This is a genomic window from Saccharopolyspora shandongensis (assembly GCF_900106995.1).
GTDB classification, from domain to species: Bacteria; Actinomycetota; Actinomycetes; order Mycobacteriales; family Pseudonocardiaceae; genus Saccharopolyspora; species Saccharopolyspora shandongensis.
This window is the reverse complement of the sequence record NZ_FNOK01000019.1, coordinates 130,218-151,276: the sequence shown is the minus strand read 5'-3', so window position 1 is coordinate 151,276 and position 21,059 is coordinate 130,218. Positions and strand designations below refer to the sequence as shown.

The 21,059-nt window shown below is 70.8% G+C and carries 20 protein-coding genes; 7 read left to right on the top strand and 13 right to left on the bottom strand.

The window, feature by feature from the left end:
* Positions 1-921: FAD-dependent monooxygenase (locus tag BLW84_RS21480; RefSeq protein WP_093267883.1), on the top strand; the 921-nt coding region annotated here is incomplete at its 5' end.
* On the opposite strand, the gene BLW84_RS21475 is transcribed toward BLW84_RS21480, so the two are convergent.
* From BLW84_RS21475 to BLW84_RS21460, 4 genes are all read right to left on the bottom strand, one after another.
* Complete coding sequence (locus BLW84_RS21475; RefSeq protein WP_245761290.1) at positions 918-2,774, bottom strand: ABC transporter ATP-binding protein; 1,857 nt, start codon at positions 2,772-2,774, stop codon at positions 918-920. The genes BLW84_RS21480 and BLW84_RS21475 overlap by 4 nt on opposite strands.
* A 117-nt stretch (positions 2,775-2,891) precedes the next feature.
* Complete coding sequence (locus tag BLW84_RS21470) at positions 2,892-3,059, bottom strand: hypothetical protein (RefSeq protein ID WP_177226615.1); 168 nt, start codon at positions 3,057-3,059, stop codon at positions 2,892-2,894.
* 600 nt (positions 3,060-3,659) lie between these two features.
* The gene (locus tag BLW84_RS21465; protein WP_093267848.1) at positions 3,660-3,845 is read right to left on the bottom strand and encodes a hypothetical protein; all 186 of its coding nucleotides are present in this window, start codon (positions 3,843-3,845) and stop codon (positions 3,660-3,662) included.
* A 104-nt stretch (positions 3,846-3,949) separates the two neighbouring features.
* Positions 3,950-4,765, bottom strand: a complete 816-nt coding sequence (locus BLW84_RS21460) for an IclR family transcriptional regulator (RefSeq protein WP_093267846.1) — start codon at positions 4,763-4,765, stop codon at positions 3,950-3,952.
* A gap of 100 nt (positions 4,766-4,865) precedes the next feature.
* Between BLW84_RS21460 and BLW84_RS21455 the strand changes: the two genes are divergently transcribed.
* The 3 genes from BLW84_RS21455 to BLW84_RS21445 all read left to right on the top strand — a co-directional run bounded on the left by BLW84_RS21455 (position 4,866) and on the right by BLW84_RS21445 (position 7,873).
* Entirely contained in the window at positions 4,866-5,645 is a 780-nt protein-coding gene (locus BLW84_RS21455; protein WP_093267845.1) for an enoyl-CoA hydratase-related protein, read from the top strand.
* Positions 5,646-5,837: 192 nt separating this feature from the next.
* Positions 5,838-6,725, top strand: a complete 888-nt coding sequence (locus BLW84_RS21450) for a nitroreductase (RefSeq protein WP_177226614.1) — start codon at positions 5,838-5,840, stop codon at positions 6,723-6,725.
* 17 nt (positions 6,726-6,742) lie between these two features.
* On the top strand, positions 6,743-7,873 hold the full coding sequence (locus BLW84_RS21445; protein ID WP_245761289.1) for a VIT1/CCC1 transporter family protein: 1,131 nt from the start codon (positions 6,743-6,745) through the stop codon (positions 7,871-7,873).
* A 4-nt stretch (positions 7,874-7,877) separates the two neighbouring features.
* Here the strand turns inward: BLW84_RS21445 and BLW84_RS21440 are convergent, their stop codons facing one another.
* Together BLW84_RS21440 and BLW84_RS21435 are read right to left on the bottom strand one after the other, a co-directional pair.
* Complete coding sequence (locus BLW84_RS21440; protein WP_093267840.1) at positions 7,878-8,864, bottom strand: aldo/keto reductase; 987 nt, start codon at positions 8,862-8,864, stop codon at positions 7,878-7,880.
* 95 nt (positions 8,865-8,959) lie between these two features.
* A complete protein-coding gene (locus tag BLW84_RS21435; protein WP_342743165.1) occupies positions 8,960-9,322 on the bottom strand; it encodes a GNAT family N-acetyltransferase in 363 nt (120 codons plus the stop codon).
* Between the two features lie 28 nt (positions 9,323-9,350).
* On the opposite strand from BLW84_RS21435, the gene BLW84_RS21430 reads away from it, so the two are divergent.
* Both BLW84_RS21430 and BLW84_RS21425 read left to right on the top strand, forming a co-directional pair.
* The gene (locus BLW84_RS21430; RefSeq protein ID WP_093267837.1) at positions 9,351-10,349 is read left to right on the top strand and encodes a pirin family protein; all 999 of its coding nucleotides are present in this window, start codon (positions 9,351-9,353) and stop codon (positions 10,347-10,349) included.
* Positions 10,350-10,560: 211 nt separating this feature from the next.
* Positions 10,561-11,946: an amidase gene (locus BLW84_RS21425; protein WP_093267836.1), complete on the top strand. Its 1,386-nt coding sequence runs from the start codon at positions 10,561-10,563 to the stop codon at positions 11,944-11,946.
* Positions 11,947-11,957: 11 nt separating this feature from the next.
* Here the strand turns inward: BLW84_RS21425 and BLW84_RS21420 are convergent, their stop codons facing one another.
* Positions 11,958-12,602 carry a TetR family transcriptional regulator gene (locus BLW84_RS21420; RefSeq protein ID WP_245761288.1) on the bottom strand — a complete coding sequence of 215 codons (645 nt, stop codon included), beginning with the start codon at positions 12,600-12,602 and terminating at the stop codon, positions 11,958-11,960.
* 104 nt (positions 12,603-12,706) lie between these two features.
* On the opposite strand from BLW84_RS21420, the gene BLW84_RS21415 reads away from it, so the two are divergent.
* Entirely contained in the window at positions 12,707-13,720 is a 1,014-nt protein-coding gene (locus tag BLW84_RS21415; RefSeq protein WP_093267833.1) for an NADP-dependent oxidoreductase, read from the top strand.
* A gap of 161 nt (positions 13,721-13,881) precedes the next feature.
* Here the strand turns inward: BLW84_RS21415 and BLW84_RS21410 are convergent, their stop codons facing one another.
* Genes BLW84_RS21410 through BLW84_RS21385 form a run of 6 tightly spaced genes read right to left on the bottom strand, consistent with a single transcriptional unit; the run spans position 13,882 to position 20,983 of the window.
* A complete protein-coding gene (locus tag BLW84_RS21410; RefSeq protein ID WP_093267831.1) occupies positions 13,882-14,544 on the bottom strand; it encodes an HAD family hydrolase in 663 nt (220 codons plus the stop codon).
* Positions 14,541-15,800, bottom strand: coding sequence for an NAD(P)/FAD-dependent oxidoreductase (locus BLW84_RS21405; RefSeq protein ID WP_093267830.1), 1,260 nt, complete (start codon positions 15,798-15,800; stop codon positions 14,541-14,543). The genes BLW84_RS21410 and BLW84_RS21405 overlap by 4 nt, the downstream gene beginning before the upstream one ends.
* A complete protein-coding gene (locus tag BLW84_RS21400) occupies positions 15,797-17,200 on the bottom strand; it encodes an NAD(P)/FAD-dependent oxidoreductase (protein ID WP_093267828.1) in 1,404 nt (467 codons plus the stop codon). Before BLW84_RS21400 ends, BLW84_RS21405 begins: the two co-directional genes overlap by 4 nt.
* Positions 17,197-18,642, bottom strand: coding sequence for an FGGY family carbohydrate kinase (locus BLW84_RS21395; RefSeq protein ID WP_093267826.1), 1,446 nt, complete (start codon positions 18,640-18,642; stop codon positions 17,197-17,199). The genes BLW84_RS21400 and BLW84_RS21395 overlap by 4 nt, the downstream gene beginning before the upstream one ends.
* Positions 18,639-20,156: an amino acid permease gene (locus tag BLW84_RS21390; RefSeq protein ID WP_093267825.1), complete on the bottom strand. Its 1,518-nt coding sequence runs from the start codon at positions 20,154-20,156 to the stop codon at positions 18,639-18,641. The genes BLW84_RS21395 and BLW84_RS21390 overlap by 4 nt, the downstream gene beginning before the upstream one ends.
* On the bottom strand, positions 20,153-20,983 hold the full coding sequence (locus BLW84_RS21385; protein WP_093267823.1) for a DeoR/GlpR family DNA-binding transcription regulator: 831 nt from the start codon (positions 20,981-20,983) through the stop codon (positions 20,153-20,155). The genes BLW84_RS21390 and BLW84_RS21385 overlap by 4 nt, the downstream gene beginning before the upstream one ends.
* Between the last annotated feature and the right edge of the window lie 76 nt (positions 20,984-21,059).

Here is a 21,059-nt window from a genome sequence, read left to right as displayed (position 1 = left end):
TACAGCGTGAACCGCGCGCCGCTGCTGGAGATACTCGCCCAGCGCGCCACCGACCTCAACGTGGACGTCCGGTACGAGCACGCCGCGGAAGACCTGTCGGAGTTCGCCGACGCCGACCTGATCGTCGTCGCCGACGGCGCGAACAGCCGCACCCGGCAACGCTACGCCGAGGAATTCGGCACCCAGGTCGGCCACGGCCGCAACCCCTACATCTGGCTGGGCACGGACCGGGTGTTCGACATGTTCACCTTCGACTTCGAAGAAACACCCGAGGGCTGGATCTGGTTCCACGCCTACCCCTCCAGCGCCGGGATCAGCACCTTCATCGTCGAATGCCAGGACACCACCTGGCGAGGACTGGGCCTGGACCAGATGGGTCCGGACGACACCGTCCGGCTGCTGGAGCGGATCTTCGCCGACCAGCTGCGGGGCGGCTCGCTGATCAGCCATTCCCGCGGGAAACCGGCCGCGTGGCAGCGGTTCACCCAGGTCTACAACCAGACCTGGCTGCACGAGAACGTGGTGCTGATCGGCGATGCCGCGCACACCACGCACTTCACCATCGGCTCCGGGACCCGGCTGGCGATGCTGGACGCGATCGTGCTCGCGCAGTGCCTGTTCGACCACGGCGACATGACCGCCGCGTTGAAGGAGTTCGACGAGCAGGGCCACGCCCAGCTGCGCCTGGCGCAGACCGCCGCGCGCACCAGCATGGCGTGGTTCGAGAACGTCGACCGCTACGCCGACCGCAACGCGGTGGACTTCACCTTCGCGATGGCCGGGCGGCACGGCCTGCAGCCGCCGTGGCGGTACCAGCAGCACCGGATCAACCAGAACCTGTTGGTTCGCAAGGGGAAGCGACTCGCCGGCGTCGGGCAGCGCTGGCTGCGCGCCCGACGCCGCGGCGAGTCCTGGCGCTAGTGGTTGGGCAGTCGGCCGTCCGGCCGGGCCGGTGCTTCCGGCCCGGCCGGAGGAGTCTCCGGGTGGTGCAGCCGGTAGAGGTGGGCGTAGCCGTTGTTGTTGGCCAGCAGCTCGTGGTGGGAGCCGGACTCGGTGATCGACCCCCGGTCGAGGTAGATGATCTGCTGGGCGTCACGCACCGTGAGCAGGTTGTGCGAGATCACGATGGTGGTGCGGCCGGCCATCAGGCGCCGCAGCGGCGCGAGGATCCGCCGCGAGGCTTCGGCGTCCAGGCTGGTGGTGGGCTCGTCCAGCAGCAGGATCGGGGCGTCGCGGATCATGGCGCGGGCGATCGCGATGCGCTGCCGTTGGCCGCCGGAGAGCAGGCGGCCGCGCTGCCCGACGCGAGTGTCGTAGCCCTCGGGTAGCCGCTGGATGAACTCGTGCGCGTCGGCCTCCTCGGCCGCTTCGACGAGCTGGTTGCGGTCGGCGTCAGGGCGCCCGGCCAGGATGTTGTCCGCGATGGTGCCGTCCAGCAGCAGCGTTTCCTGCAGCACGATCGCCATGTTGGCGCGCAGCGCGGCGATGTCCACGGCCCGCACGTCTGTGCCGTCCAGCAGGATCCGGCCGTGGGTGGGGTCGTAGAACCGCAGCAGCAGCTTGGTGAGGGTCGACTTGCCCGCACCGCTGGCGCCGACCACGGCGGTGGTCTGGCCGGGCAGGGCGCAGAAGCTCACCCCGTGCAGCACGTCGGCGGAGGTGTCGGGGTAGCGGAAGGTGACCCGGTCGACCTCCAGGCGGCCGGTGACCCGCCGCTGCAGCGGGATCGGGTGCTCCGGGTTCTGCACCAGCGGGCGCTGGTCGAGCAGGTCGATGATGCGCTCGGCGCTGGCGGCGGCGGAGAAAACGGTGTTGGACAGCTGGCCGAGGCTGCGGACCGGGGTGTAGAGCTGGGACAGGTAGACCAGGAACACCAGCAGGCCGCCGAGGGTGATCCGGTCCGCCGACAGCTCGTAGATGCCGACGCCGAGGATCGCCATCACGCCGATGACCTCCAGCACGTCGACGAGCGGCGAGAACAGCGCGCCGACCCGCACGGACGCCAGCGCGGCACCGACGTTGCCGCGGCTCTGCCGGGCGAAGCGGTCGATCTCCGACTGCTCCCGCCCGTAGGCCTGGATCAGCGGCGCGTTGCCGAGGCTCTCCTCGGCGACGGTGGCGATCGAGCCGCTGCGGCCGCGGACCTCGCGGGAGGCCTCCCGGATCCGCCGCGCGAAGAACTTGGCGACGACCCAGAACAGCGGCGCCCCGACCAGGGACACCAGGGCCAGCAGCCAGTCGAGGTAGAACAGCACGCCGGCGAACAGCAGGACCTTCACCACCGAGGCGAAGGTCTGCGCGACGCCGGAGAGCACCAGGCCCTCGATGGCGGCCACGTCGCCGGTGAGCCGGGAAAGCGTGTCGCCGATGCGCCTGCGGTCGAAGAACCCGACCGACAGCGTGTGCAGGTGGGCGAAGACCTTGGTGCGCAACTTGTTCAGGAAGTTCTCGCCGATCCACGTCGCCAGGTACTGCCCGCAGAAGTCCAGTGCGCCCGACACCAGCGTTATCAACGCGTACGCGACCGCGATCGCTGGGAAGAGCGAGAAGTTGCGCGGGGCCAGCACGTCGTCGATGAGCACTTTGAACAACCAGATCGCGGCGGCATCCAGCAGCGGCGCCACCAGCACCAGCAGCAGGCTGAGCAGCAGCCAGCCGCGATATTGCCGCGCATCCGGCCAGAAGCGGCCGAATACCTCGCGCACCCGTACCGTCGGCGCGCGCTCGACCAGCCCCTCGGTGTCCCGTTCGGCCGGCCGGAACAGCCAGTTCACCAATCCCGGCAAATCCTCACCCCCAATTACAGGCGTAGCTCCCACCCCGGGAGGAGTGGGAGCTACGCGTCTACACGGTCCTGTGGACGTCTAGGACGGTCCTGTGGACGCTAGGGCTCACCAGCAGCCCCAGCCGCCCCAGCCGCCCCAGCCACCCCAGCCGCCCCAGCCGGAGCCCCAACCGCCCCAGCCGCCCCAGCCGCCCCAGCCCCAGCCGGAGCCCCAACCGCCCCAGCCGCCCCAGGAGCGGAACCGGTCGAACCTGAACGAGTCCTTGATCTGCATTCCCATCACCATTTTCGGTCGATGCACGTCGCGTGCCGGACAACCCTGAGATCCGGCGCGCGCTTGCACGCAGCGCATGGAGATTCCAGTCCCCCGCAGACCATCCGAGCTGATCGATCTGGGCCCTGGATCGAACGTGTGCCCGGTGGGAGCATTGCGAACTGCGGACCGGCCGGAAATCATTTCCCCCGCGCCGGGCCACTTCGCTGATGAGTCGGTCTTCCCCAGTAGCCGATGTCATTTGGCACTGACCTCGGCCGGCTCTTTCCTCGATGTGACCGGTTCCCACCCTAAGCGGTCGCCCCGGGGAGGACAAGCCGACTTTCGCATTGGCTGGGCGGATTTTTTCGCCTTTGCGGATCCGCCTCCGCCGCGCCCGCAGGGAGCCGGGTATTTGGTCCCTAGATTTTTCCGCGGCCTGTTTCCGGTGTTTAGTGAGTGGGTATCGGGTGCGATCCTTTTATATTCCTGTCCGCTTCTTCAGTCGCCGGAAATGAATCATGGCGATGTTTTTGCTCAACACGCGTGATGGTGGGTTGATAAGTATCGGACAATGCAGTTGGTGAATTAATTGTCGGCCGCCGCGCGGCGCCCGGCCGATCAGCTGCCGGCGAAGAGGTGCTGGAGGAACGTGGTCAGCGAGTTGACCATGGCGCTGATCGCCGACACCAACATGTCGAATCCAGACCGGACCACGTCCGCCGCCCCGATCGGATCGCGCACCAGCAGCGCGCCGCAGACGACGACCAGGAGCACCACGATCACGATCACGGCCTTGCGATTCATGAGATCAGCCTCCTGTCCGGCCCCCGGCGCCGACGAGACCCTACCCGGCCCGCGCGCGCCGCCCCTCACCCGCGTGGGGGAAGCCGATCACATCCGACCGCCGATCACAACCGGCCGCGCCGAGGCCGCCGGGGGATAGGCCTGGTCAGGCGGAGGCTGACGCGGGAGCTGACCTCGCGCAGCAGCTCTACCCACTCGGTGGGGTCGTGCCGGTACTGCTCGGACAGCCAGCCGACGCTCAGGCTCCCGTACGGCTCGTCGCGCAGGAAGACCGGCACCGCGAGGGTCGCCACGCCGAGGTCGTACTCGCCGACGGTGTAGGCCCAGCCGTTCGCTCGGACCTCGGCGAACTGCGCCTCCAGCTCGGCCAGGTCGGTCACCGTGCGGTCGGTGAAGCGGGCCAGCGGCCGGTCGGTGAAGATCCGCGACCGCTGCTCGTCGGGCAGGAATGCGTAGAAGGACTTGCTCGTGGCGCCGGCGTGCGCCGGGTAGAGCTCGTTGGTCAGCGGGTAGTCCCGCAGCCTCCCATCGGCGCCCTCCGCGACCACGACGCAGCGCATGTGCGCGCTGTCCGGCAGCGCCAGCAGGGCGCTGTGCCCGGTCGCCTCGGCCAACTCGGCGAGCAGTGGTCGCACCAGGATGTCGAGGGCGCCGGCCTGGTCCCACATCCGGCCGAGGTGCAGCGCCGCCGGGCCGATCCGGTACCGGCGGTTCGCGGTGTCCTGCACCAGGAAGCCGCGGTGCGCGAGCGTCGCCAGCAGCCGCTGCGCGATCGAGGTGTGCAGGCCGAACTCGGTGGCGACCTCGGTGACGCCCCACTCGGGCCTGGCCCGGTCGAATGCCAGCAGCACCTGCAGGGCGCGGTCGGCGGTCTGCGGCAACCCCGCCGGCGTGCGCCGGTCCGTCTCGAAACCCGACATGGACCCATTCTGCGGTGGTCTCGTCAGGTGGGTGCCGCAGCGGTGTTCGCTGTGCGAGGCTCGGGAGAACGACGACGGAGTCGAGTTCCCTGGAGCATCGATGAGCAACCCGGAGTACCAGCACCTGCTGACCGAACAGGACGGTGCGACCGTCCGGATCACCATGAACCGCCCCGAGACCCGCAATTCGCTGTCGGCGGGGCACCTCGCGGAGTTGCGCCGGGCCTTCGAGGCGGCCGCCGAGACGAAGGCGACCGGGATCGTGCTGGCGGGCGCGGGCCCGGTGTTCAGCTCCGGGCACGACTTCGGCGACATGGCCGACCGCGACCTGGCCGGGATGCGCGAGCTGCTGCGCCTGTGCGAGTCGCTGATGCGCACCATCCACGCGGTCCCGCAGGTGGTGATCGCGCGGGTGCACGGCCCGGCGGTGGCGGCCGGCTGCCAGCTGGTGGCCACCTGCGACCTGGCGGTGGCCGCCGAGTCGGCCGGGTTCGCGCTGCCCGGCGGCAAGGGCGGCTGGTTCTGCCACACCCCGGCGGTGCCGGTGGCCCGCTCCATCGGCCGGAAGCGGCTGATGGAGATGGCGCTGACCGGTGACCTGGTCGACGCCGCGACCGCCGAGCGGTGGGGCCTGGTGAACCAGGTGGTGCCCGACGCGGAGCTGGACGCGGCCGTCGAGGCGTTGCTGGCCCGGGCGACCCGCGGCAGCCGGCACGCCAAGGCGGTCGGCAAGCAGACCATCTACGCGCAGCTGGACCGGCCGGAAGCCGACGCCTACGCGATCGCCACCGAGGTGATGGCGGCGACCTCGCAGACGGCGGACGCGCGTGAGCGGATGCGGGCGTTCCTGGAGAAGCGCCCGCCGGCCTTCGGCGACTGACCGCCGTGACTTTCTGCTCTGGACCGATCAGCCCGGTCGTGCGAACGATGGTGGCCCGTCCGGAGTGCGTGAGGTCGTGGTGGTGGTGTTCGGTTCGATCATCGGGAAGCGTCCGCGAGGGGCGCGCCGCAGGTTCGGCGACGGGTGGTTGCCGCGCTTGCCGCGCCGCGTCCGGCGGCTGCTGGCGCTGGGATGACACGGGTCTCGGCACCGTCGTACGACACCGTGTGCTCGGCGCTGTCCTTGGCGTGCCGGGCGCCTTCCGCGCACAACTGCCAACCGTGGCGGTGGCTGCTCGCCGAGCGATCGGTGCAGTTGTTCCTGGACCTTTCCCGGTTGCCCGAGGTGCTCGACCCGACCGGGCGCGCGCAGGTGATCAGCTGCGGTGCCGCGCTGCACCACGCGCGGATCGCGTTCGCCGCGCTCGGCTGGCGGGCGCTGGTGCACCGGCTGCCGAACCCGGCGCAGCCGGGGCACCTGGCGTCGATCCAGTTCAGCCCGCGCGATCACGTGGCCCCGGAGCTGGTCGCGCTCGCCGGCGTGGCGGGGCAGCGGCGCACCGAGCGGCGGTCGTTCCAGTCGGAGCAGGTCGCTCCCGAGCTGCTGACGGAGCTGCGCGCCGCGGCCGAGACCGAGCACGGCGTCCTGGTGCGGGCCGCTGAGCACCGTTCGGTCTTGCTGGAGTCGTTGCGGCGTGCTGGGCAGTTCCGGGAATCCGCCGCGTACCAGAGCGCGATCGCGGAGCTGGACGATCCCGAGCCGGTGCTTCCGGTGCTCGGCGACGAGGCCGTGTTCGCGGTGCTGGCCACCCGCGGTGACGGCGTCGACAGCTGGCTGGCGGTGGGGGAGGCGTTGAGCGCGGTGCTGCTGGCGGCGGCGCGCGACGGCCTGGTCGGCTGCCCGCTGAACCACCTCGGCGAGGTCGACGAGGAGCGTGATCGGGTTCGGACGGCGGTCCTCGGCGGGGCGGGCCACCCCCAGCTGGTGCTGCGGCTGGGCTGGCCGGCATCCGAGGCGCCGCCGCCGTCGCCGCGCCGGGTGCTCGCGGATTCGATGGAGTTGCTGCCTATCCGGCGCTGAAAATCCACAGTGGACCTATGCTTCGAGTGGAAGACGCGGATCTCTGCTGGGAGGCTTGGCGCGTGCAGGACAGCGGATCTCGAGCGGGCAAGGCCGATGCGCGGTCGGTGCGCCGGTGGCGGCGACGGCTCGCCGACGAGCGCGAGGAGGCCGAGGTCTACCGGGAGCTGGCCGCCCGGCGCTCCGGTGAGGAGCGGGAGATCCTGCTGGGCCTCGCCGAGGCGGAGGCGCGGCACGCCGCCCATTGGGAGGCGCTGCTCGGCGACGAGGTCGGGCCGGTGCGGCGCGGCCAGTTCCGGATGCGGCTGCTGGTGTTCCTGGCCCGCCGGTTCGGGTCGGTGTTCGTGCTCGCCCTGGCGCAGCGCGCCGAAAGCCGCTCGCCGTACGGTTCCGACCGCGACGCGCCGCCGGCGATGGCCGCCGACGAGCGGATCCACGAAGAAGTGGTGCGCGCGTTGGCCGCGCGCGGGCGCGCTCGCGTATCGGGCACCTTCCGGGCGGCGGTGTTCGGCGCCAACGACGGCCTGGTCAGCAACCTGGCGCTGGTGCTGGGCGTCATCGGCGGGAACGTGCCGACCTCGACGGTGCTGCTCACCGGCCTGGCGGGGCTCCTGGCCGGCGCGCTGTCGATGGGGGCAGGCGAGTACATCTCGGTGCGCTCCCAGCGGGAGCTGCTGGCCGCGGCGGCGCCGAATCCCGAAGCCCGCGCCGTGGTGCCCTACCTCGATGTCGATGCGAACGAGCTGGCCCTGGTCTACCGGGCCCGGGGAATGTCCGCCGAGGAGGCCCAGCGCCGCGCGGACGCGCTGCTGCGCAATCCGAAACCGGCGGTGCCGTCGACCGACACGCCCGCCGACGACCACGAGATCGTCGGAACCGGCACGAAGGCGGCGATCTCCAGCTTCGTCTTCTTCGCCTCCGGCGCGCTGGTCCCGGTGCTGCCGTTCGCGTTCGGCCTCTCCGGCGGCCTCGCCGTCCTGGTCGCCGCCGTGCTGGTGGGGCTCGCGCTGATGCTCACCGGCGCCACCGTCGGCGTGCTCTCCGGAGCGGCGCCGCTGCCCCGCGCCTTGCGGCAGCTCGCCATCGGAGCGGGGGCAGCGGCGGTGACCTACGTGCTCGGGTTGATCTTCGGCGCGACCGTCGGGTGAGCGATCACCGGTCCAGCCGGGCCATCCCGGCGGGCGTGTAGCGCTCGCCGGCGGCGGCGCCGGGCGGGAACTTCGCGGACAGCTCCGCCACGACCGCCGGGTCCAGCCGCGTCGTGGCGGCGTGGATGTTGGCCTCCACCCGCTCGATCCGGCGGCTGCCCGGGATCGGCACCACGTCCTCGCCCTGGGCGAGCAGCCAGGCCAGCGCGAGCTGCGCCGGGGTGATCCCCAGGTCCGCGGCGCGGTCGCGCAGCGGCCGGGTCAGCTCGATGTTGTGGCGGAGGCTCTCCTCCTCGAAGCGCGGGTACCGCTTCTTGCGGACTTCGAAGTTCTCGACGTCCGAGACGTCGCTGAACGCGCCGGTCAGCACGCCCCGGCCCAGCGGCGAGTACGCGACGAGCGCGACGCCGAGGTCGCGCAGCGCCGGCAGCAGTTCGGCTTCCGGGTCGCGGGTGAACAGCGAGTACTCCTGCTGCACCGCGGTGATCGGGTGCACCGAATGGGCGCGGCGCAGCGTCTCGGCGCTGATCTCGGAGAGGCCGAGGTAGCGCACCTTGCCCGCCTGCACCAGCTCGGCCATCGCCCCGACGGTGTCCTCGATCGGCGTGGTCGGATCGAGCCGGTGCAGGTAGTAGAGGTCGATGCGGTCCGTGCCCAGGCGGGTGAGGCTGGCCTCGACCGCCTGGCGGACGTACTCGGGGCGGCCGCCGCCGGTCTCCTTGTTCGAACCGAACTTGGTGGCCAGCACGACCTCGTCGCGGCGCTTCGCCAGCAGGCCGCTGATCAGCTCCTCGTTGTGCCCTTCACCGTAGACGTCGGCGGTGTCCAGGAAGTTGACGCCGAGGTCGACCAGCTGGTCGAGCAGCCGGGCCGACTCGGCGTCGTCGGCGGCGCCGTAGACCCCGGACAGGCCCATCGCGCCGTAGCCGATGGCGCTCACCAGCGGTCCGCGGCGGCCCAGTTCGCGGCGGGGCAGGGACGGTTGCGACACGTGCGCTCCGATCGGTGTAGTCGATTTCCGGTCCGCCACCAGCCTAAGCCCGCCGCGCCGCCCCGCTCACCATCCGGACTGGCCACAAAGGACTGTCAAAGCTCGAACTCGGCGCGCTTGTCGGCGGGCACGAGGTCGAGGTAGTCCGGGTGCGTGCTGATCCAGCGGCGGACGAACGGGCAGTACGGCAGCACCGCGAGGCCCCGCTCCCGGACGTCGTCCAGCGCCGTGCGGACGAGCGCGCTGCCCAGGCCGCGACCCTCGAACCGGGAGTCGATCTCGGTGTGCACGAACGCGATGGACTTGGGGCGCAGCCGGTACTCGGCGAAACCGGCCAGCTCGCCGTCGGCGCGGATCTCGAAACGCTTGGCGTCGGGGTTGTCGACGACGTCGGGCTTGGTCGGACTGGTCACGTTCTGCCTCCACGAGCGATCGGCATGGTCCCGTCGATTGTGCACGCAGCCCGGGATGGGGGAGGCTGGCCGGGTGAGCAACGTGGAACACGATCCGGCCGAACTGCGCTGCGGTGGCGTGGCGACCGCCGCCGGGCGGCAATACGAACTCCTCGAACCGCGCACCGTGCCCCTGGGCGGGCCGCGGGCGATGATGGTGGGCCGGACCCTGCCGAATCGCGACCGGCGCATGGTGGGCGCCTGGTGCTTCGCCGACTTCTACGGTCCGGCCGACATCGCCGGGGCGCCGGGCATGCAGGTGCCGCCGCACCCGCACACCGGCCTGCAGACGGTGAGCTGGCTGCTCGACGGCGAGGTGCTGCACCGTGACAGCCTGGGCAGCGAGCAGCTGGTGCGGCCGGGCGAGCTCAACCTGATGACCGCCGGTTTCGGCATCTCGCACTCCGAGGAGTCGCCGGTCGGCCACGGCCCGGTCCTGCACGGCGTGCAGCTGTGGGTGGCGCTGCCCGGAGACCAGCGCGACGTCGCCCCGCACTTCGAGAACCACTCCGACCTGCCGGTGCTGTCCACGGCGGACGGTTCGGTGACAGTGCTGATGGGTGCGCTCGCCGGCGCGGAGTCGACCGCGCGGACCTACACGCCGCTGGTCGGCGCTGACCTGTCGATCGCGGCGGGCCGCACGCTGCGGCTACCGGTGGAGCAGGAGTTCGAGCACGCGGTGCTGGCGGTCTCCGACGGCGTCTTCGTCGACGACCAGCCGCTGGCCCGGGGCAACATGCTCTACCTCGGGCGCGGCCGGGACGAGCTCTCGGTGCGGGGCGACGGCCCGGCGCGAGCGATGCTGCTCGGCGGCGTCCCGTTCGAGGAGGAGCTCGTCATGTGGTGGAACTTCGTCGGGCGCTCCCACGACGAGGTCGCCCAGGCCAGGGCGGAGTGGGAGCACGGCCGCGTCGCCGCCGACCCGGACGGCCGCTTCGGGGTCGTGCACGGCTACGGCGGCCCTGCGCTGCCCGCGCCGGAACTGCCGAACGTCGAGCTGCGGGCCCGGGGCCGGATGCGCCGTCCCAGCTGAGCCGCGGGGTTCGCAGCCGGTCCGGCCGGGCAGCCACTTCGGCCGGACCGGCGCACATCCACAGTGGACCGGCTTCGGCGCGCGGCCGGACGACGCGAGTCAACTGACGTTGTGCACGGTTCGCGCCTCCGGTGCGGACACGTTGCCAACTGTCCTCGCGCTGCGCGCTGGCCGAGACTCGGGGCTTCGAACGCGAGCGAGGAGACGTGGCATGACAGAGCTGGCAGACCTCCCGGCCGTGGACCTGGTGGCGGCGTACCGGGCGGGCGAGGTGTCGCCGGTCGAAGCCATCGACGCGGTGCTGGCGCGCGTCGAATCCTCCGAGCCCAAGCTGTGCGCCCTCTACGCGCCGGATCCCGAAGGCGCCCGGGCCGCGGCCCGGGCATCGGAACGGCGCTGGCGCGCCGGCGAACCGGCCGGGCCGCTGGACGGGGTGCCGGTGACGGTGAAGGAGAACATCGCCACGAAGGGAACGCCGGTGCCGCAGGGCACCGCGGCCACCGAGCTGATCCCGGCCGCGGAGGACGCGCCCGCGCCCGCACGGCTGCGCGAGAGCGGTGCGGTGATCTTCGCCAAGACCACCATGCCCGACTACGGCATGCTCTCCTCGGGCGCGTCGAGCTTCCACCACCTGTCCCGCAACCCGTGGGATCTGACGCGGACGCCCGGCGGTTCCAGCGCCGGGGCGGGCGCGGCGGCCGCCGCGGGCTACGGGCCGCTGCACGTGGGCACCGACATCGGCGGCTCGATCCGGCTGCCCGCCGGTTGGTGCGGGGTGGTCGGGCTCAAGCCCAGCTTCGGCCGCATCCCGGTGTCCCCGCCGTATGCCGGCCGGGTCATCGGCCCGCTGACCCGTACGGTCGCGGACGCCGCGCTGCTGACGTCGGTGCTGTCGGGCCCGGACGAGCGCGACCACACGGCGCTTCCCCCGGCCGAGGCCGACTGGACGCGGCTCGACCGCGAGGTCCGCGGCCTGCGCATCGCCCTGCTGCTCGACCACCGGGTGGGGCTGCCGGTCGAGCCCGTGGTCACCGCCGCAGTGACCGCCGCGGCGCAGCTGTTCGCCTCCGCCGGGGCAGTGGTGGAACCCATCGACCCGTTCCTGTCCCGCGAGATGCTCGACGGCATGGACCTGTTCTGGCGGTTCCGGTCCTGCACCGACATCTCGGTGCTGCCCGCCGAGCGGCGCGCCAAGATCCTGCCCGGCATCGCGCAGTGGGCGACCAGCGCCGAGGACGTCTCGGCGGCCGAGGTGTTCCACGGCTTCAGCCAGATGGACGCGATCTCGGTGGCGGCCAACCGGGTGGCCCGTGACTTCGACTACGTGCTGTCCCCGGTGGCGCCGATCCCGGCCTTCCCGGCGGAGCAGGCTTACCCGACCGGCGATCCGATGCGGGCGATGGAGCACATCGCGTTCACGCTGCCCTACAACATGTCCGGGCAGCCGGCGGTGTCGGTCAACTGCGGCTGGACCCCGGAGGGCCTGCCGATCGGCCTGCAGATCGCGGGCAAGCGCTTCGACGACCTGGGCACCCTCGCCCTGGCCAGGGCCTACGAGCGGATCCGCCCGGCGCAGCGCCCCTGGCCGAGGCTCTGAGCCGGCGGCGTTCACCAGGTGTGCGGATCGTCGCCCCAGCGCTGCGGGATCCCGGCGGTGGCCAGGTCGATGGCCTCTTCGGCGAGCTCGACCAGTCGCTCCAGGTCGCGGCGCGGATCGGCGCACATCGTCTCCAGGCCGATGCGCAGGCCCGCGCAGACCATCCCGACGAGCACCCGGGGCCGCATGTCGTGGGCCTGGTCGACGCCCTGCCGCGCGGCGATCTCGGTGGTCAGCCGCTCTTCGCTGCCCGCCGCGCGGCGCAGGTTCCCGGCCAGCAGCGCCGGTGTCTTGTTGATCAGATGCTGAACCTGGAGGAACCGGCGGACGCCGTCGCCCGCAGCGGCCTCGTGGATCATCGCCAGCATGGCGTGCCGCAGGGCGGGCAGCGGCGGTTCGGCGGCGGGCCGGGCGCTGAGGGCCTCGAGCACCAGCTCGTCGAACTCGTCGCCCTTGGCCAGCGCTACGTCCTCCTTGCCCGCGAAGTAGCGGAAGAACGTGCGCGACGAGATCTCCACCTCGGCGGCGATCTCGTCGATGGTCGTCGCGTCGTAGCCCTTCGTCAGGAACAGGTCCAGGCCCGCGTCGATCAGCGCGGCCCGCGTGCGCTGCTTCTTGCGGGCGCGCAGGCCACCCTGGTCTGTCGGGGCACTCATGCCCGCCATTATGCCAGAGGGCGACATAAGTCATGTAGCGACAATTGGCAGCGACTGACACTTTATGTATGGTCGGTGTCGACCGCACCGATGGAGGAGCAACGATGAGCAAGGGCCTGGAGATCCGCCTCGCGTCCCGCCCGAAGGGCTGGCCGACGCAGGAGAACTTCGACGTCGTCGAGGTCGAGCAGCCGCAGCCGGGCGACGGCGAGCTGCTGGTCCGCAACGTCTGGATGAGCGTCGACCCGGCCATGCGGGGGCGGATGAACGCGGGCCGGTCGTACGTGCCGCCCTTCGAGGTGGGCAAGGCGCTGCAGGGCGGCGCGGTCGGCGAGGTCGTCGCCGCCAATGCCGAGGGCTTCCAGCCCGGCGACTTCGTGCTGCACTACTTCGGCTGGCGGGACTACGCGACGTTCGACGCCAAGCACGCCGTGAAGGTCGACCCGCAGGTCGCACCGCTGAGCGCCTACCTGTACGTGCTCGGCATGCCCGGCATGACCGCCTACGTCGGGCTCGCCGACATCGCCGAGCAGAAGGAAGGCGACGTGGTGTTCGTCTCCGGCGCGGCCGGGGCGGTGGGCTCGCTGGCCGGGCAGATCGCCAAGCTGCGCGGCGCGTCCCGGGTGATCGGCAGCGCCGGGTCCGCGGAGAAGGTCCGCTACCTCGTCGACGAGCTCGGCTTCGACGCCGCGTTCAACTACCACGACGGCCCGGTCATCGAGCAGCTCAAGGCCGCCGCGCCCGACGGCATCGACGTCTACTTCGACAACGTCGGCGGCGAGCACCTGGAGGCCGCCATCGAGGTGCTCAACGACTTCGGCCGAGTGGCCGAGTGCGGCATGATCTCGCAGTACAACAACGCCGAGCCGAAGCCCGGCCCGAACAACCTGTTCAAGATCGTCTCCAAGCGCCTGAAGCTGCAGGGCTTCATCGTCATCGACCACGGGCAGCGCAAGGACCAGTTCTTCGCCGAGGTCGGCGGCTGGCTGCGCGACGGCAAGATCAGCTACCGGGAGACGGTCGTCGAGGGCCTGCGCAACGCCCCGGAGGCGTTCCTCGGCATGATGCGCGGCGAGAACACCGGCAAGATGCTGGTCAAGATCGCAAACGCCGGGTAGGTTCCGCCGACGATGACCGGCGGCTCGACGAGTCCTGGCCACGGTCCAGACGATGTTCGCGGCCCCGCCCCGTGAATGCCATCCGAGGATGCGACTGCACGGGGTGGGCGTCGATTCCGTCGGATGGCCAGCCTTTCAGCCGTTCGTAGTCGCTCTGGCGCTCAACGCGATCTTCCGGCGCTCCACAGCACGACTTCCGGCTCGATTCCCAATCGGTCTGCGGCTTTGCGGGCCAGCGTGCTGTTCGCGTTGACCAGTACCGGCCGCGTGGCATGTGCCAGCAGTGGCAGGTCCGACAGGGAGTCTGTGTAGGCGAGGTCCCATCGGGTGCAGCCGGCGAGTTCGAGCTGCCGCACCTTCTCTGTTCCGTGGTTGTGCACGACGAAGCGACCGGCGGTGGGGTCGAGGTGCGAGGCGACGAGCTCCACCGCGTCGAGGCCGATGCCGCGCAGGTACGCCGAGGCGAGTTCGTGTTCCGATGCGGTGGCCACGATGACACGCCAGCCCGCGTCGCGGAGTCCACGTAGGACAGATACCCCGTCCCATACGACGCGAGCTGATCGTGCCATCTCTTTCGCGAGTTGCCGGGCCAGCGCGTCGTAAGCAGATTGCTCCATGCCGGCCACCGCGCGGGTGGCCAAGCGCCGCAGCACTCCGGGGCGCAGGTGCTCGTGTCTCCAGGCCCATGCGAGGCGCGGGGCGCTCGCGGCTACGGCGAGTACCCGTCCGGGGGACCGTCGGTACCGGTGGATCGCCAGGGTGGCGAACGTATCCGCCGCGTACAGCACGCCGTCGAGGTCGACGACGGCAGTTCGGGTCGTCATCGACGCAGCGAGATGTGGACGTCGCCCTCGCCGGGGCGTGCTGCGTCGAGCAGGTCGGCGGGGATGCGGAACACGCGGCCAGGGGCGGCCGGCCAGGCGAGCCGCTTCTCGGCCACCACCTGGCCGTTCTGGGTCGCCACGACCCGTGGGAACGCGATGTACTCGTCGACCCAGGCCAGGAGTCGGTTGCGGGCGGGGCGGCGGTCGCCGACCCGGCGCACCGCGGGGGAGATCCACCGCAGTGGTTCGTCGGCGATGATCCGGATGCTCTTCTCCGAAGGACGTCGCTCTCCGCGGAGGTGGTCCAGAACGCTGGCGGCCACCTGCTCGCCGTCCAGCGCGGCGATGTCGGCGGTGTCGACCGGGTGCAGGACGTTCCCGGCGGCGAACACGCCTGGGCGGTCGGTGCGCAGCTCGGTGTCCACCACTGGCCCCAGCGTGCCGGGGTCGAGTTCGAGTCCTGCGGCGCGGAACAGTTCGTTGTCCGGGATCCAGTCCCCGGTGAACACCACGGTGTCGCACGGCACGGCGTCGCGCCGTCCGGTGCCGAGGTCTTCGATCTCCACGGCTTCGACCCGGGGCTTGCCGATGATCCGGGTGATCTTGCTGCGGGTGCGCACCGGGACCCGCAGGCCGAGCCTGCCGGGCACGGAGAACAACGCGTAGGCCTCGACCTTGGGGTGCTCGCTGGTCATCAGCACCGTGTCGCAGCCCGCGTCGCGCAACGTCAGCACCGCCGACCAGGAAACGAGTTCGCTGCCCACGATCACCGCTTTGCCACCGACCTTCTGGTGGTGCAGGTGGACCAGGTTCTGCAGCTGGCCGGTCGTGTACACGCCGTCGGGGCGGTCACCGGGCACCATGCGCGCGGTGCGGGGCCGTTCCCGCGCTCCGGTGGCGAGCACGATCGCCTCTGCGTGCACCTCGAGCAGGCCTTCCGGGGTGGTCACTTCCAGGCCGCCGTCGGACGACCATCCGGTGACCATCGAACCGGTGCGGATGACCGCACCTGCTCGCTCGGCGCTGTCAACCATGTGGCGGGCGTAGTTCGGGCCGCTGTGGAACCGGTGCAGGTCGCGGATCCCGAAACCGGGGTGGTCGCAGTGCCGCGGTATGCCCCCGGCCTGCTGCTCCCGGTCCAGGACCAGGACCTCGCCCGACACGGCCGGTGCCAGCTCCTGCGCCGCGCGCAGGCCCGCCGGGCCCGCACCGACGATCGCGACCTTCGGGGTCAGCCGCGTGCGTGCCGTGCTCATCGGTGTGCCTTCCTCTCGCTGCCCTGCAGCATCTCGGTCACGTTCGCGCCGCAGTAGAAGCCCTGGCAGCGTCCGTTCATCGCTCGTGTGCGCCGGCGCAGCCCGTCCAGGTCGCAGGGTGGGATGGTGCTGTTGAGCGCGTCGCGGATCTCGCCCTTGGTGACCCGCTCGCAGAAGCACATCACGGTGCCGTAAGCGGGATCCTGCGCGATTCGGTCGCCGTCGGCGTAGGGCCGCAGGTACGCCTCGCCGATGTTGGGCATCCGCGGCGACTCCGGCATTTCGGTGCGCTCCCGCAGATCCAGGCCTGCCTCGGCCAGCAGGCCCAGCAGGTGCTCGGCGATGGCCATGCCCGAGGTCAGGCCGGTGGAGCGAATCCCTCCGGCGACGGCGTAGCGCTGGCCGCAGTCGACCTCCACGGTGTAGTCCGGGGCGTCGCTGGCTGCCCGCAACCCCGCGTACGTCGCGGTCACTTCCTCTTGGAGGAGCCGGGGCAGGATCCGTTCGCCCTTCTCTCGCAGGAACTCGTAGCCGTCCTCAGTGGTCGAGGTGTCGCTGCGGTCGGTCATGTCCTCAGCGGTCGGGCCCAGCATGACGTTGCCGTAGATCGTCGGGGACACCAGCACGCCCTTGCCGAGCTTGGACGGCACCGGCAGCACGATCTTGTTCACCATCGGGCGGGTCTGCTTGTCGAAGACCAGCAGTTCGCCGCGCCGCGGGTGCAGGTGGAACCGGTCGTGACCGAACTGCTCGTCGATGATGTCGCTGCCCAGTCCGGCGGCGTTGATCACCCAGCGGGCGCGGATGTCGCCCCGGTTGGTGTGCAGCACGGTCTCATCCGCCCCGACGGTCACCGACTCCACCCGGTGTGAACGCAGCAGCCGCGCGCCTCGCCGCACCGCGTCCGTGGCCAGCGCGAGGTTCGTGGTCCACGTGCAGATGATGGATTCACCTGGCACCGTCAGACCGCCCAAGGCTCCCGGGCCCAACGCCGGCACCTGCCGGTAGACCTCGCCCGGGCCGACGATCTCGGTCTCGGTGTAGCCGTTCTGCGCGGCCTTCGCCTGCAACCCGGGCAGCGCCGCCAGCTGTTCCTCGTCCCAGGCCACGAGCAGTGCGCCGGTCGGTTCGTACGGGATGCCGGTCTCGTCGGCGTACGCCTTGAGCAGGTGGTAGCCCCGGGAGACCAGCCGCGATTCCAGCGTTCCCGGCTTGGCGTCGAACCCGGTGTGCAGGATCGCGGTGTTTGCCTTGCTGGTGCCGTCACCGACGTCGCAGCGTGACTCGATCAGCGCCACGTCGAGCTGGTGCCCGGACAGCAATCGGGCGATCGCCGACCCGACCACACCGGCACCGATGACGGCCACATCGACGATTTCCTTGTCGTGCGCCGAGGTCATGACTCCTCCTGAATCTCGCGATCGCGCATGAGCGCGGTGTCGACGGCGGCGCGCCAGCGGGCGCGGAACTCGGCGGCGTCGGCGGCGCCCAATCGTGGGGTGAAGCTGGTGCTCGGGGCCCAGTCGATGATCGCCTGCTCGAGCGGAAGCCCGGGATCGGCTGCGGCGCGGGCGAATCCCGCCGCGCCGAGCGCCGTCGCGTGTGCAGATGGGTACACGTCGACCTGGACTTGCAGCAGGTCGGCGACGGCCTGCATCAACACGCGGCTGCGGGTGAGCCCCCCGTCCACCCGCAGCCGCCGCAGCGGCTCGCCGATGTCCTGGGCGGCGCAGTCGGCGAGTTCGGCGACCTGCGCGGCGATGCCGTCGAGAACTGCTTTGATCAGGTGACCGACCTCTGTGGACAGCGTCATGCCGCTGAAGGTCGCCTTCGCCTCCGGGGCCCACCACGGGGCGGACAGCCCGGCCAGCGCGGGCACGCACAGCACTCCATCGCTGTCGGCCACCGCCACGCGATCCAGGTCTGGTGCGCCCTGGATCAGACCCAGCCCCTGCAGCCACCGCACGGCCGAGGCCGCGGTGGCGACCTGCCCGTCGAAGCAGTACGACGTTTCGTCGCGCACCCGCCACGCGACCGAGGCCGCCAGCCCTGCGCTCGACCGCACGGGTGTCCGCCCCATGTTGGCCAGCAGGAAGGCTCCGGTGCCGAAGGTGCACTTGGCCTCGCCGGGTGCCAGGCACCGCTGCGCCAGCAGTGCGGCTTGCTGGTCGACGACCAAGCCACCGACCTGCGCCGTGCCGCCGAAGACCGTCGTCTCACCGACCACCTCGTCGTTGGCGGCGATGCGCGGGAGGGCTTCACCGGCGAGGTCGAACACCTCCAGCAGTTCGGGGTCCCACGACACCGAATCCAGGTCGGTGAGCAGTGACCGGCTGGCGGTGCTGGCGTCGGTCACGAATTCACCTGTGAGCTGGTGGATCAGCCAGGTGTCCGATGTGGTCACCGCGCCTCCGGTGGTCACCTGCTCGCGGATCCAACGCATCTTCGGCGCCGAGAAGTACGGGTCCAGAACCAGCCCGGTGCGTTCGCCGATCGCGTTCGCAGAGTCGCTGCGCTTCGCGCAGATCTCCGCGGAGCGCCGGTCCTGCCAGACGATCGCCTGCGTCAGCGGTCGTCCCGTCGCGGGATCCCAGGCGAGCACCGTTTCACCCTGGTTTGCCAGGGTCACGAAGTCGACGCGCACTGCGGCTTCCGCGACCGCCTGCCGTCCGGAATCCAGCACGGAGTCCAGCAGTTCCTGCGGGTCTTGCTCCACACCGCCACCGGAGAGGTAGCGCGGGTGCACCGGCAGTTCGACGACGCTGAGCACATTGCCGTCACCGTCGACCACCATCGCTTTGGTGCCCGAGGTCCCCTGATCGATCGCCAGGACGGTGGTCACTGGTTCCCTCCCGCGTTGCTGGGTGCCTGGTGCGGGTCGGTGTCCAGCGCCTTGTCGATGTCGTGCAGGTCCGGCATCGTCAGGCTCTTCGCACCGTGGCGCACCAGCAGGTAGACCAGGTAGACGGCGCCGATGGCGAACATGACGAGCAGGTACAGCCAAGGCTCGGCGAACGAGGCGTCGCGGAAGATCAGCAGCTCGTAGGCAAGCCAGACGACGGCCAGCACGAGCACCGGGATCTCCAGGCGGCCGAGCTCGAAGCCCTTCGACGGCGGGAGGCTCTTGCGCTTGGCGATGTAGAGCGCGACGGTCGCTGCGTAGATCAGCGCCGGCAGCAGTGTCGCCGCGGAGAACAGTGAGAACAGCGCCTGGGTGGAGCGGGCGAACAGCGCTAGCACGATCTGGGCGACCACGAACATGAACACCGAGGCGTTCATCGGGGTGCCGGTCGAGCCGTTGATCTTGTTCAGCAGTTGCCAGGCGGGGAACCGCTTGTCGCGGGCCATGGCCCACACCAGGCGGGCGCCGCTGAGCGAGATCACCAGGCCGCAGGAGAAGATCGAGACGACGACCAGCACCAGCAGCGCCTTGCCGACGTAGGAGCCGAGCACGCGGGCGATCACGTCCGCGACCGGGGTGTCGGACTGCGCCAGCGCCACCGGGTCGCCGGCCAGCGCCGTCACCGCGACCAGGAACAGCATGCCGAGCACGCCGAGCCCGACCACGGCCTGCGCCATCGCCTTGGGCACCACCCGCGCCGGGTTCTTGGTCTCCTCGGCCAGGTTCGCCGCCGACTCGAAGCCGACGATGGTGAACGCGCCGAGCAGGAAGCCCAGGGCCCACGGGCCGACCGAGGTGAGGCCGCCGGGCGCGAAGTAGCCCTCGCGTGGGATGTCGCCGGTGCTGAACAGGGTGCTGAAGTCGAGCTGGCCGGTGACGCCGCCGACGACGAACAGCAGCACGGTCAGCGACACCATCCCGATCAGCTGGATGGTGACCGCCACGTTGTTGACCCGTTGCGTGGCCCGGGTGGACAGCGCCACCAGGATCGCTTGCAGCAGCAGCACGATCGCGGTGATGGCCCAGGCGTTCTCGTTGGTGCCCTGGTACTGGAACAGCACCGGGAGGATGGTCGCGGCGATCGTGTAGTCCACGGCGACGACGACCACGCCAAGGAAGGTGAACGACACCCAGCCCATGATCCAGCCCAGGATCGGGTTGGCCAGCCGGGAGATCCACTGGTACGCGTAGCCGCTGACCGGGATCCGCGCGGCCAGCGCGCCGAAGATCAGCGCCACGCAGAGCTGGCCGATGACCACGACCGGCCAGGTCCAGATGCCCATCGGCCCGGATGAGCTGAGCACCGAGCCGTAGGCGGTGAAGATGCCGGTCGCGATCGAGACGAATCCGAAGGCCACCGCGAAGGAGGTGTACCAGCCGAGTTCGCGCTTCATCTCCTGTGCGTAGCCGAACTCCGAGAGGCCGTTCGCGCCGCGCTCACCGGGCGTTGTCATTCCCGCCCTCCTTCTTCTGCTTCGCCGGACCGCGATGCGTCGGCTGCCGGGGTGTTCTCTTCGCCCTCGGGCTGGATGATCCGGCCGCCGGAATCGGCGATCGCCCGGACCAGCTCCGCCGGGGGCTCCTGGTCTGTGACCACGCCGGAGAGCTGGTCCAGTGATGCGACCCGGTACGGGGCGACGCGCTGATGCTTGGTGCTGTCGACCAGCGCGTAGCTCTTGGCGCAGTTGCGGATCATGGCTCGCCGCACGTGGCTTTCGTCGAGGTGGAAGTCGGTCAGCCCGGCCCCGGCGGCCAATCCGCCGGAGCCCAGGAACGCGACGTCGGCGTGGATTTCCTGGAAGAAGTCGTGCGCCACCGGGCCGGACAGGGCCAGGTCGCCGCGCCGCATCCGCCCACCGCTGAGGAGGACCTCCGCGCCCGGCACGTCGGCGAGCTCGGTGGCGGCCCGCATCGAGCAGGTCACGACGACGCCGGTGAAGTCCTTCGGGATGGCGCGGGCGACCTGCACGGCGGTGGTGCCGACGTCGATGACGACCGTCTGACCTGGCTGGATCAGCTCCGCCGCCAGCCGGCCGATGACCGACTTGGCCCCTTGCGCAGTGCTGGACCTCTCCACGAAGGGAGCTTCGTCGCCGAGGTGGCCCGTACGCACGGCGCCGCCCCGGACGCGCGTCAGGACGCCCTTGCCCTCCAGTTCGGCGAGATCGCGGCGGATGGTCTCGGCGGAGACCTGCAGCAGCTCGGAGAACTCCGCCGTCGAGACGACCCGGCCGGAGCGGATCGCTTGGTTGATGCGGTCGTGCCGCTCAGCAACGAGCATCTTTGACCGTTTCTGTGGAAAAATGTGGCTAGATGTGGAGGAGTATGGAATTTGCTGGGCGGGGTGTCAAGGCGGC

What these genes read in the sequence shown, in the direction of transcription:
- BLW84_RS21470 (WP_177226615.1), bottom strand. Translation starts at nt 3,059, where the DNA reads ATGCAGATCAAGGACTCGTTCAGGTTCGACCGGTTCCGCTCCTGGGGC.
- BLW84_RS21465 (WP_093267848.1), bottom strand. Translation starts at nt 3,845, where the DNA reads ATGAATCGCAAGGCCGTGATCGTGATCGTGGTGCTCCTGGTCGTCGTC.
- BLW84_RS21460 (WP_093267846.1), bottom strand. Translation starts at nt 4,765, where the DNA reads ATGTCGGGTTTCGAGACGGACCGGCGCACGCCGGCGGGGTTGCCGCAG.
- BLW84_RS21455 (WP_093267845.1), top strand. Translation starts at nt 4,866, where the DNA reads ATGAGCAACCCGGAGTACCAGCACCTGCTGACCGAACAGGACGGTGCG.
- BLW84_RS21450 (WP_177226614.1), top strand. Translation starts at nt 5,838, where the DNA reads ATGACACGGGTCTCGGCACCGTCGTACGACACCGTGTGCTCGGCGCTG.
- BLW84_RS21445 (WP_245761289.1), top strand. Translation starts at nt 6,743, where the DNA reads ATGCTTCGAGTGGAAGACGCGGATCTCTGCTGGGAGGCTTGGCGCGTG.
- BLW84_RS21425 (WP_093267836.1), top strand. Translation starts at nt 10,561, where the DNA reads ATGACAGAGCTGGCAGACCTCCCGGCCGTGGACCTGGTGGCGGCGTAC.
- BLW84_RS21420 (WP_245761288.1), bottom strand. Translation starts at nt 12,602, where the DNA reads ATGAGTGCCCCGACAGACCAGGGTGGCCTGCGCGCCCGCAAGAAGCAG.
- BLW84_RS21415 (WP_093267833.1), top strand. Translation starts at nt 12,707, where the DNA reads ATGAGCAAGGGCCTGGAGATCCGCCTCGCGTCCCGCCCGAAGGGCTGG.
- BLW84_RS21410 (WP_093267831.1), bottom strand. Translation starts at nt 14,544, where the DNA reads ATGACGACCCGAACTGCCGTCGTCGACCTCGACGGCGTGCTGTACGCG.
- BLW84_RS21405 (WP_093267830.1), bottom strand. Translation starts at nt 15,800, where the DNA reads ATGAGCACGGCACGCACGCGGCTGACCCCGAAGGTCGCGATCGTCGGT.
- BLW84_RS21400 (WP_093267828.1), bottom strand. Translation starts at nt 17,200, where the DNA reads ATGACCTCGGCGCACGACAAGGAAATCGTCGATGTGGCCGTCATCGGT.
- BLW84_RS21390 (WP_093267825.1), bottom strand. Translation starts at nt 20,156, where the DNA reads ATGACAACGCCCGGTGAGCGCGGCGCGAACGGCCTCTCGGAGTTCGGC.
- BLW84_RS21385 (WP_093267823.1), bottom strand. Translation starts at nt 20,983, where the DNA reads ATGCTCGTTGCTGAGCGGCACGACCGCATCAACCAAGCGATCCGCTCC.